Source organism: Clostridium uliginosum (assembly GCF_900112485.1).
GTDB lineage: Bacteria > Bacillota > Clostridia > Clostridiales > Clostridiaceae > Clostridium > Clostridium uliginosum.
In genome coordinates, this window is sequence record NZ_FOMG01000032.1 from 32,025 (window position 1) to 43,045 (window position 11,021).

8 protein-coding genes are annotated in these 11,021 nt (G+C 29.1%); 6 read left to right on the forward strand and 2 right to left on the reverse strand.

All coding sequences use genetic code 11. The annotated features are described in order from the left end of the window. Positions 1-502: 502 nt before the first annotated feature. The 5 genes from BM027_RS15730 to BM027_RS15750 all read left to right on the forward strand — a co-directional run bounded on the left by BM027_RS15730 (position 503) and on the right by BM027_RS15750 (position 7,273). Entirely contained in the window at positions 503-1,459 is a 957-nt protein-coding gene (locus tag BM027_RS15730) for a helix-turn-helix domain-containing protein (protein ID WP_090093915.1), read from the forward strand. Between the two features lie 268 nt (positions 1,460-1,727). After that, on the forward strand, positions 1,728-3,476 hold the full coding sequence (locus tag BM027_RS15735) for an ABC transporter ATP-binding protein (RefSeq protein WP_090093936.1): 1,749 nt from the start codon (positions 1,728-1,730) through the stop codon (positions 3,474-3,476). 3 nt (positions 3,477-3,479) lie between these two features. Beyond that, entirely contained in the window at positions 3,480-5,222 is a 1,743-nt protein-coding gene (locus BM027_RS15740) for an ABC transporter ATP-binding protein (protein ID WP_090093917.1), read from the forward strand. Positions 5,223-5,637: 415 nt separating this feature from the next. Beyond that, positions 5,638-6,576 (forward strand): carbohydrate kinase family protein, encoded by a 939-nt coding sequence (locus tag BM027_RS15745; protein WP_242943355.1) that lies wholly within the window; start codon positions 5,638-5,640, stop codon positions 6,574-6,576. Between the two features lie 4 nt (positions 6,577-6,580). Then, positions 6,581-7,273 carry a phosphoribosylanthranilate isomerase gene (locus tag BM027_RS15750; RefSeq protein ID WP_090093923.1) on the forward strand — a complete coding sequence of 231 codons (693 nt, stop codon included), beginning with the start codon at positions 6,581-6,583 and terminating at the stop codon, positions 7,271-7,273. Positions 7,274-7,415: 142 nt separating this feature from the next. Here the strand turns inward: BM027_RS15750 and BM027_RS15755 are convergent, their stop codons facing one another. Then, positions 7,416-9,665, reverse strand: a complete 2,250-nt coding sequence (locus tag BM027_RS15755; RefSeq protein ID WP_090093925.1) for an ATP-binding cassette domain-containing protein — start codon at positions 9,663-9,665, stop codon at positions 7,416-7,418. A gap of 1 nt (position 9,666) precedes the next feature. Beyond that, positions 9,667-10,104, reverse strand: coding sequence for a MarR family winged helix-turn-helix transcriptional regulator (locus tag BM027_RS15760; protein ID WP_090093928.1), 438 nt, complete (start codon positions 10,102-10,104; stop codon positions 9,667-9,669). A gap of 70 nt (positions 10,105-10,174) precedes the next feature. On the opposite strand from BM027_RS15760, the gene BM027_RS15765 reads away from it, so the two are divergent. Further along, positions 10,175-10,528 (forward strand): hypothetical protein, encoded by a 354-nt coding sequence (locus BM027_RS15765; protein WP_090093930.1) that lies wholly within the window; start codon positions 10,175-10,177, stop codon positions 10,526-10,528. Positions 10,529-11,021: the final 493 nt, after the last annotated feature.

The window sequence follows — 11,021 nt, forward strand, 5'->3', positions numbered from 1 at the left end:
TTGTTATTTTTTTTGAATGTGCCTTATGTAGATTCCTTTTTACAACATATATAATAGAAAAATATTGAAAATATATTATAAAAATAGTATTATTGAAATTGAGAATCTATGTCAAAGATATTTTAAGAAGTTAAGAGATTCTAACTGATTTGCGGACAGTTAGAATCTGTATAAAAAATAGTATTAGCAATATTAGATTTTTTCTAATATTGCTTTTTTAAATTTCGCTTTGTTTTAAAACCGTGTTGATATTGTTATATATTGTAAAGTGGGCTAAGAAATTGAACTTAAGAACGTCTAAATGAGTATAGTCCCCTTTTAGCTTGCTCCAAAGACAAGCTTTGGACAAGCAAGAAAGATGACAATACTCATTAAGAGTTCTAAAAGTCCAATTTCAATGTCCACTTTACAAAAATATAACAATATCAACACTCTGCTAAAACATAGCTTTGAATTTAAGAGATATAAGCTATTACAGCTAATGTATCAGGAGGAATAAGTTGTGGAATCAACATACAAAGAAAAATTATTATATGGAAGTAAAATAATAGTTATAAAGAGAGAAAAAAAATTAAATATTTATAAAGTAGAAGATAATACAGGTAGTGGAATAATGACAAGCTACAATATATTAGACGGGATTGAATTAGTTTATAATGATATTCACATGGAGTCAGCATCAATAGATTTAAATCCACCAGAAGGAATTTTTGAAATAAATCATTGTAGAGAAGGTAGAATAGAATGTGAATTTAAGAATGGGGAATTTTTATATATGTCAAAAGATGATTTTTCCATTAATAGGAAAAATGGTACATGCCATCAATCATATTTTCCTTTAAGTCATTACCATGGTATTTCTATATGCCTTGAGATAGATAAAGCTCAAAAAGAGATAGATAAATACCTTCCACATAGTTGCATTGATTTAAAGAAATTATGTAATAGATTATGTAAAAACAGTAGTTTTATGATTATGAAAGCTAATGAATCTATAGGACATATTTTTGCAGAATTATATTCAGTACCTGAAAGAATAAAGTTAGAATATTTTAAAATTAAAATATTAGAAATAGTTTTGTTTTTAAGCACTATAGGTGAAAGTAAAGAAGAAAAAAGAGAGTATTATACAAAAAGACAGGTAGAAGTAATTAAAAATATACAAAAGCAAATTATTGAAAATATTCAGAATAGGTACACCTTAGAGGAATTGTCACATAAACATGATATTGCTTTAACTACAATGAAAAAATGTTTTAAAGGAGTTTATGGAAAAAGCATTTATTCATATATGAGAGAATATCGTATGAAAATAGCAGCAGAAAGACTTATTTCTACAAATGATAATATATTAATAATTGCAAATTTTGTAGGATATGAAAATGGAAGTAAGTTTGCATCTGCTTTTAAAGAGATAGTTGGCTTATCACCAAGAGAATTTCGTAAGAATAGGGAATAGTTGTCCATTTGGAGCTAAGTTAAACTTAATGGAGTAGATAGCGATGCAGATTAGAAATAAAATATACTCAGTGAAAGATAACAATATAAAATTTTAAAATTTAAGGCTATGTTTTAGCAGCGTGTTGATATTGTTATATAAAGCTCATGGACGATGAAATTTATATAATAATATCAACACTGTTTTAAAACAAAGCGAAATTTAATTATTGTTATTGATTAACTATTATTAGGAGGTGTATTTTTTGAAAAAAAATAAAGAAAAAGGAATGCTAGATTTTGCAGGGAATTATAAGTATTTAACTTATATAGGATGCATATTATCAGGTATTAGTGCAGTACTAGTTTTAATTCCTTTTATTTGTATTTGGAAAATGGCATATGAGATAATTCAGGTATTTCCAAATATTTCTATGGTATCAGACTTATCTTTTTATGGGTGGGAGGCTGTTATATTTTCTGTTGTAGGTATTTTTGTCTATTTTGGAGCATTAATGTGCACTCATATTTCAGCTTTTAGAACAGCTAGGAATATGAAAAACGAATCACTTCATTATATAGTTAAATTACCTATTGGATATTTTGAGGAGAATGGGAGTGGAAAGATTAGAAGAATTATAAATGAGTGCTCTGTCCAAACTGAAACATTTTTAGCCCATATATTGCCAGATATTACTGGTGCAGTTGTCACACCAGTTGCTATGATTGTATTGCTTATGTTATTTGATTGGAGGCTTGGAATAATCAGTCTTATTCCAATAGTAATCAGCATATATTTTGCTAATAAAATGATGGGAAAAGATTTAGTAGAATCTATGAAACAGTATCAAAATGCTTTAGATGATATGAACAATGAGGCTGTTGAATATGTAAGAGGAATACCAGTTGTTAAGACGTTTGGACAAACTGTTTTTTCTTTTGAAAACTTTCATGATTCCATTGAACATTATAAAAAATGGGCAGTAAATTATACAATAAAATTAAGAATACCTATGTGTAATTTTACTGTAAGTATTAATTCTATATTTGCTCTTTTAATACCAGCAGGAGTTCTTTTAATTGCTTCAGCTATAAATCCAAATAAATTTATTTCAGATTTTATATTCTATATTATATTTACCCCAATTCTTACTGTTGTTATGAATAAAATTATGTTTTCTAGTGAAAATTTTTTATTAGCTAAGGATGCTACAAAAAGAATTAATTCTATTTTAAGCGAAGAGATATTAAAAGTGGCTGTAAAGAATAAAGTACCTAATAATGCAACTATTAAATTTGAACATGTGGATTTTTCATATAAGGGTTCAAATAATAAAGCTTTAGATAATGTTTCTTTAGAAATAAAAGAAGGATGTAAAGTAGCATTAGTAGGACCTTCTGGAGGAGGAAAAACTACAGTTGCTAGTATGATACCTAGATTTTATGATGTCAATTCAGGAAAAGTTACTATTGGAGGAGTAGATATAAGAGAAATATCAAATGAGAAACTTATGAGTATGATTTCATTTGTATTTCAAAACACTAAATTATTTAAAACAAGTTTATTTGAAAATATTCGTTTTTCAAAACCTGATGCAAGTCGTGAAGAAGTTCTTGCAGCAGCTAAGGCTGCACAATGTGAAGAAATTTTTGAAAAATTTCCAGATGGCATAAACTCTATAGTAGGAAGCAAAGGAATTTATTTATCAGGTGGTGAAGCACAGAGAATATCACTTGCAAGGGCTATTTTAAAAAATGCTCCTATTATATTGCTTGATGAAGCAACAGCATTTGCAGATCCTGAAAATGAGTATAAGATCCAGAAGGCATTTGAACAGTTGATAAAAGGCAAAACTGTATTAATGATAGCCCATAGATTATCTACTATTAAAGATGCAGATGAAATATTGGTTATTGATAAGGGAAAGATTATAGAAAAAGGGTCACATCATGAATTATTAAATAAAAAAGGTATTTATAATAATATGTGGTTAGATTATCAGACTTCTATATGTTGGAAAGTAAAGGAGGTAGGATAAGATATGGTTAAATATTTAAAAAATAGATTATCACTTAGTGATAAAGGAGCAAAAGATTTAGTAAAAGCAATGTTTGCTTGCACAGTAACAAATATTAGTTTTATGTTACCAGTAGGACTTTTATATTTAGTAGTAGAAGGAATGATTGGAAGATATTTAGGTGTAGAGGGAAAAGTATATCCTATTACAATGTATGTAGGAATTTCCGTAATATTTTTATTTGCAATTTTTATTTGTGAAAAAGTTCAATATAATGCCACTTTTCTTGCTTCTTATGAGGAAAGTGCAACCAAAAGAATAACTATAGCAGAAAAATTAAGAAAAATACCATTATCATTTTTTGGAAAAAGAGATTTAACTGATTTAACTACTACAATTATGGGAGACTGTGCAGGTCTAGAAACATCATTTTCACACTTTATACCGGAACTTTTTGGAGCTATAATGTCAGTAGTTATTGTTGGTATAGGATTATTGCTTTATAATTGGAAATTAGGCGTTTCATTATTATGGGTTATTCCAGTAGCATTTTTATTAACACTTTCAGGGAAGAAAACAGTAAAAGAATCAAATAAAAAACTCAATGAGTTGAATTTAACTAATGCAGATAGTATTCAAGAATGCATTGAAAATATAAGAGAAATTAAGGGGTATAATCAAGAAGAAGAGTACCTTAAACATGTAGAAGAAAATCTTATATGCCAAGAAAAAACAAATATTAAGACAGAACTTAAAATGGCAGTTTTTGTTATTTCCTCTCAAATGTTATTGAGAGTTGGAGTTGCTACTATGACACTTATAGGAGCTAAACTTATAACTGATGGAGAAATTGATTTTTTAACTTTTCTTATGTTTTTAATTGCTGCTTCAAGAGTTTTTGATCCTTTAGCTATAGCATTAGAAAACTTAGCTGCTATTTTTGCTACAGAATTTAAAATAGATAGGATGAAAGAAATTGAAGGACAAGTAATACAAGAAGGAAATGATAATGCACATTTTGATAATTATAATATCACTTTTAATCATGTTAACTTTACTTATGATGGAAATGAAAATGTATTAAATGATGTTTCATTTTTAGCAAAACAAGGAGAAATTACAGCTTTAGTAGGACCATCTGGTGGTGGAAAAAGTACAGTAGCAAAATTAGCCGCTAGATTTTGGGATATAACAAGTGGAAAAATAAAAGTGGGAGGCAAAGATATTTCTAATATTGAGCCTGAAGAATTATTGAAAAAGTATGCGATTGTTTTTCAAGATGTAGTATTATTCAATAATACTATAATGGAAAATATTCGTATAGGAAAGCGTGGAGCTAGTGATGAAGAAATAATTAGAGCTGCTAAGCTATCATGTTGTGATGAATTTATTAACAAGTTACCTAAAAAGTATAATACTATAATTGGTGAAAATGGTTCAAGCTTATCAGGAGGAGAGCGTCAAAGAATATCTATTGCTAGAGCACTTTTGAAAGATGCACCAATAATTTTATTAGATGAAGCTACAGCTTCTCTTGATGTAGAAAATGAATCAAAGGTACAATCCGCAATATCTAAGCTTGTAAAAAATAAAACAGTATTAGTTATTGCTCATAGAATGAGAACTATTGCAGAAGCAGATCATATTATCGTATTAGAAGATGGAAAAGTAGCTGAGGAAGGAATTCATAAAAATCTACTTGATAAAAAAGGTATATATAATAAATTGTGGACTTTACAAACAAAAGCTGCAGATTGGACAATATAATTTAAACTTAAAGTTATACTCAAAAAAGAAAGTAAAGAAAAGTACTAGTCTTAATTTATTAAATAGATTGGCTATGTTTTAGCAGAGTGTTGATATAAGAATCAAATACTTGCTTTTATGCATAACTTTAATGTACCTTTTATTAAGCACATTGGATTGTTTAAATTCAATTTTCACTTTGAATCCACTTGATCCGACCTTAGTCTAACTAAGATAAATTTAGAGGTACTTAGAATTTCAGTACCTCTATTTTTTGTATCTAAAATCATATTAGAAATAAATTAATTTGCTATGGCTGAATAGTTACGAATGCAACCATATAAACAAATATTTACATTAATGTATATTTATTTAAAAAGTAAATATTTTATGTTATAGTTTATTTATAGAAGTTAAGGGGGGGATAAAGATGCTAATGGATAATTATGTAGTAGTCATAGGTGGAATGAATTTAGATATAGCAGGTCTGTCAGGAGATTTATACAAAGAAAAAGATTCAAATATCGGAGAAATTCAGATGACAGTTGGTGGAGTAGGACAGAATATTGCCCAAAATTTAGTAAAATTAAATGTTTCTACATACTTGATAACAGTCTATGGAGATGATTATTTTGGAGAATTTCTAGCTGACGAGTGTAAAAAGAACAATATTCATTTAGATTATGCTCAACGCATTTTTAACACCAGAAGCTCGACTTATTTATATGTTACAGATGACCAAGGTGATATGGTTACAGCAGTTAATGATATGAAGATTACAGAAAATATTACTTCGGAATTTTTGGAAAAGCGTATAAACTTTATTAACGGAGCATCAATCTGTGTAGTTGATGGGAATATCCCCCAAAATTCTATTGAATGGCTTGCAAATCATTGTACTGTACCGATTTTTGTAGATCCAGTTTCTATTGCTAAAGTAAGTAGATTTGAAAATATTTTAGATAAGATTGATACTTTTAAACCCAATACATTAGAAGCAAGTGTTTTATCAGGAGTGAAAATTGTTGATATAGAAAGTGCTAAACAAGCAGCTAAAATTTTATATAAAAAAGGAATAAAGAATGTATTTATATCGTTAGGATCAAGGGGAATCTTATGTTCAAGAGAAGAAGAAGTAGATTTCATTCCGATTTTGCCAACACGTGTAGTTAGTGTAAATGGAGCTGGGGATTGTAATATGGCAATGATTGTATGGGCACGTTTTCAATATGACAATAAAATACCATTAAAAAGAATAGGGATGTTGATTCAGGCGGCAGCTAGTTTAACAGTAGAAGTTGCACAGTCAGTATCTCCAAATTTAAACATTAAAAATATAATAGAAAGGTCAAAAAAATTTTTAAAAGAGGTGTAAAAATATGAAAAAACAAATTTATTCTTTAGTAAATTATAATGAAAGTGTTGCAACAATGAATGCTGGTGCAGATCATATTGGTTTGGTGCCTATGCAGAGTGGTGGTATACCAGCTCATCGTGTTCCATTTGATGTTGTGGATCGTATCTTTAATGTGGCGAAAAAGCGTGGTGTCAAATGTGTGGCTATCATGTTGAATACAGATCCAGATGAAATGATTTTCATTGCAAATAGAGTAAAACCTGATATTCTGCATATTGCAGGCATGGAATTTACAGCTGATGCAGCATTTGCTGAAAGACTACATAAAGAATGTCCAGGTGTTGAATTGATGCAAGCTGTTCTTGTCGATGGACCTGAAGCTATAGAACGTGCAAAAGAATATGCAAAATTCTGCAATTACATCTTAACCGATTCAGGACTTGCACGCGATACAGGTATTGGGGCAAGTGGCATGATTCATGATTGGAATATTGATGCAGAAATTGTGAGAAGTATAAATATACCAGTAATTATTGCAGGTGGTTTAGGCCCAGATAATGTAGAAGAATGTATCAAACAAGTAAAACCTTATGGTGTAGATTCTTTAACTAAGACAAGCCATAAATATAATGATGGTGTTATGGAAAAAGATATTCCAAAAGTAAAGCAATTTTGTGAAAGAGCAGATAAGATTGCTGAAAAATTGGGTTTGTAAAATTAAATTCATTAGTGAAAACCTAATCTTGTGTGATATATATCACCAAGATTAGGTTTTTCATTCTTTTAGCACAACAGTTTAACTTATAATAAAAAATAGCCAGAATGAGATTAGTTATAAAGTTTACTTGATATTTCTTTTAAGATATATATTCTAATAATCTTTTCCCAGTAAAAGATGAAGGACATTTTGTAATACCATTGGGATATCCCATATATATAAGATCTCCTCCATTAAAGCCGCCTAAGGGACCTAAGTCAATAATCCAGTTAGCATGGCACATTATACTTAAATTATGTTCTAGTATGATAACTGTTTTTCCTTTATTAATTAATTTATTAAATAGTTGTATCAATTTTTTTATATCTGACTCATGTAATCCTGTGCTTGGTTCATCTAATATATAAATTTCACCAGTATTCTTTAAAAGAGTAACAGCAATTTTTAATCTTTGTAGTTCTCCACCTGACATAGTGTCAAGAGATTGTCCAAGCTTTATATAACCTAGGTTTACTTCAGAAATAATATATAATATTTTTTTCAACTCTTTATCGATAAAGACTTCCAAAGCTTCATCAATTGAGAGGTTAAGAATATCACTTATTGTATATCCGTTATACTTATAATTTGATATTTCCTGTTTGTATCGTGTTCCTTCACATAATTCGCAAGTCTCTTCCACATCATCCATAAAAGCCAAATCTGTTTTTACTATACCTTTACCTTTGCACAAAGGACAGGCACCTTCTCCACTAAAGCTAAATAATGAAGGTGATTTACTGCTTGCTTTACTAAAGATATTTCTAATTTTATCAAAGAAGCCAATGTAAGTTGCTAATATTGAACGGGAAGATGTATAAATTTTTTTTTGGTCTAAGAGTATACTATTTGGATACTTGTTACGGAAAAGACGTGTAATTAATGTACTTTTACCAGAACCTGCTACTCCAGTTATAACTGTTAAGGCGTTCTTAGGTATTTTTATAGAGATATTCTTTAAATTAAACATCTTTGCATTATTAAGTTCGTAGAAATCATAAAATTCCTTATTTACTGTATTTATATTATGTTTTTTAGATAAAGCATTTCCAGTAGTGGTATCACTATTTAATGGCTGTGGATATGTTCCTTGAAAAGTGATTTTTCCGCCGTTAACTCCTGATCCTGGACCCATATCAATAATATGATCTGCTATATTTATCACATCAGGATCATGCTCCACAATTATAACTGTATTTCCTTTCTCTTTAAGCCCTTTGAATATCTTATTTATACCAGTGATATCGTGAGGATGTAATCCAATACTAGGTTCATCAAATATATATACAACGTCACTTAGACTGCTGTTTAAATGTTTTGACATTTTAATACGTTGAGATTCTCCACCAGATAATGTATTAGTTGTACGATTTAGTGTAAGATAATCTAATCCAACTTCTTCTAATGTACTTAAACGCTTGAGAATATCATCAATAACTGTCTGAACTTTTGACTCATGGATTATTTGAAGGAAAGATTTTAATTCATTTATTGGCATGTCAGCACAATCAGCAATTGATTTCTCATTGATTTTGCAGGATAAAACAGTATCATTAAGACGTTTTCCATTGCAATGAGGGCAAATTTGTTCGTCTACAAGTTGTTCAAGCTCTTTTTTATATTGTTTTTGATCTTTTTCTAAAAAAGAGTTTCTTATTCTTGGAATAAGTCCAATATACTTTGCTGTCTTATGCCAATTGCTTGTTGGATTATCAGGAGTTTTTTCTTCTTCATAAAGCAGAGTATTAAGTTCTAAATCTGAGTAGTCTTTAATTGGCTTTTCAATATTGAAATAACCAGATTCCGTATAACGGCTTAATCGCCATCCCCCTGGTTGAAATGTTGGAAATTGAATAGCACCATTATTTAAATTTTTATCAAAATTTATTAGTTTATGAATATCAATATCTTTAATTATCCCTAATCCTTGGCAATAAGGACACATACCATTTGTACTGTTGAAAGAAAAATTCATTGAGTAACCAACAAAAGGTTTTCCTATTCTAGAAAAGAGAAGACGTAACAAGGTATAGATATCAGTGACTGTACCAACAGTTGATCGTACATTTCCGCCTATTTTCTTTTGGTCTATAATAATAGAGACAGGAAGATTGTTAATTTTTTCAACATTAGGCCTGCCATAGTGAGGTAATAATTGTTGAATGTAAGAGGAATATGTATCATTTAACATCCTTTGAGATTCAGCAGCTAATGTATCGAAAATTAGTGAAGACTTCCCTGAACCAGATAAACCTGTAATTATAGTGATTTCCTTTTTGGGTATATTTACTGATATATCCTTAAGATTATTTTCATTTGCATGGAAGATTTCAATCATTTCTCTTGGCATATTAGCGCCTTCTTTCTTCAAAAACTCTGCTTACTTTAAGGCATAGTTCAGCAAAAAGTTCTTGCTCATTTGAAGTTAAAGCAAATGATGTAATTTCAGCCAAATGTTCATGGTCTTTTTGTACTTCTTTTAAAAATTTAAAACCTTTATCTGTTAATACTGTCCAAAGCTCTCTTGCATCAGAGTTGCTTTTTTCCTGTTTTACATAACCCATATCTTTAAGAACTTTTAATCCTTTAGATATTTTAGAACGAGAAACTCCCAAGTTACTACTTAATTCTGCAGGACGGCTTCCATTTGTATGATATAGAGATTCTAATAAATCATACTGAAACCAAGAAATGTTATCTTTATTTATCTTATTTCTTTCAGCAACAAGTTCACATTGAAGTCTTGATAATCCTTCTTCTAATTTAGAATTATATAATTGTTTATTCATATTGTGCATATCTCCTTAATATTAATAAAAAATAGTTTCTTTTCGGAAACTATTTTAGCACTTTATTAAAATGATTGCAATATGGAAATTATTTTCTAGAGCTGACCTACAAAAACAAATAGATGCAGATTTGGGTTTAGCAAATCTATTAGGATCAGATTTAACTGACTGGATTGGTTATGCTGCTGATTTAATTTGTAAAAATGCAATAGTTTCTCTTTCAGTAATGATATTAAAACCACTGTTAAAAGCAGATGCATCAGAAATAGCATCAACAATTAACAGTATGGTTAGCAATCACTATAATTATATAGTAGTAACTTACACATATGAATATCAAGGGTATCTACCAGGCAGTAGCTATCCTAACTATAATGTAATAGTACGCATATTAGATAAGATCATACTCTCAAGATTAAAATAATAATAATTTCAAAGTTGTCACAGTTTAAACTTAACTATTGAAATTAGAACAAAAAGAGCTAATTTTAAAGCTATTGAAAATATAGAAATATGATAAAAGGGGCTGTCTTATAATACAAATGATTTAATGATGTGATGTATATTCAAAAAAGAAATAGAAATAACATTTGTCGAAGAAGCATTGAAAAATAAGCTTAGAGTTTCTTCATTTGAAGTTGTTCCATAAATGATTGTCCTAATGCATATTAGGAGCAATCTTTTATGGGTACAACTTTAAATGTTAGAAACTCTTAGGCATATAAAACAAAATAACAAGTCAGTATGCTAGTCTATTTTGAGTCATACTACGTCAGTAACATTAGCTAATAGTCTACTATTGACTAATATTACTTTCTTGTCTGACTCAAAATATACGTCACATCTTTGACTTGTTATTTTGTTCATATGCCTTAGCGAAATTTTTCTAGTCTTCTTTAATAAATGTTATTTCTATT

Coding starts and splice junctions, on each gene's coding strand:
- BM027_RS15735 (WP_090093936.1), top strand. CDS start 1,728: ATGCTAGATTTTGCAGGGAATTATAAGTATTTAACTTATATAGGATGC.
- BM027_RS15740 (WP_090093917.1), top strand. CDS start 3,480: ATGGTTAAATATTTAAAAAATAGATTATCACTTAGTGATAAAGGAGCA.
- BM027_RS15745 (WP_242943355.1), top strand. CDS start 5,638: ATGGATAATTATGTAGTAGTCATAGGTGGAATGAATTTAGATATAGCA.
- BM027_RS15750 (WP_090093923.1), top strand. CDS start 6,581: ATGAAAAAACAAATTTATTCTTTAGTAAATTATAATGAAAGTGTTGCA.
- BM027_RS15755 (WP_090093925.1), bottom strand. CDS start 9,665: ATGCCAAGAGAAATGATTGAAATCTTCCATGCAAATGAAAATAATCTT.
- BM027_RS15760 (WP_090093928.1), bottom strand. CDS start 10,104: ATGAATAAACAATTATATAATTCTAAATTAGAAGAAGGATTATCAAGA.
- BM027_RS15765 (WP_090093930.1), top strand. CDS start 10,175: ATGATTGCAATATGGAAATTATTTTCTAGAGCTGACCTACAAAAACAA.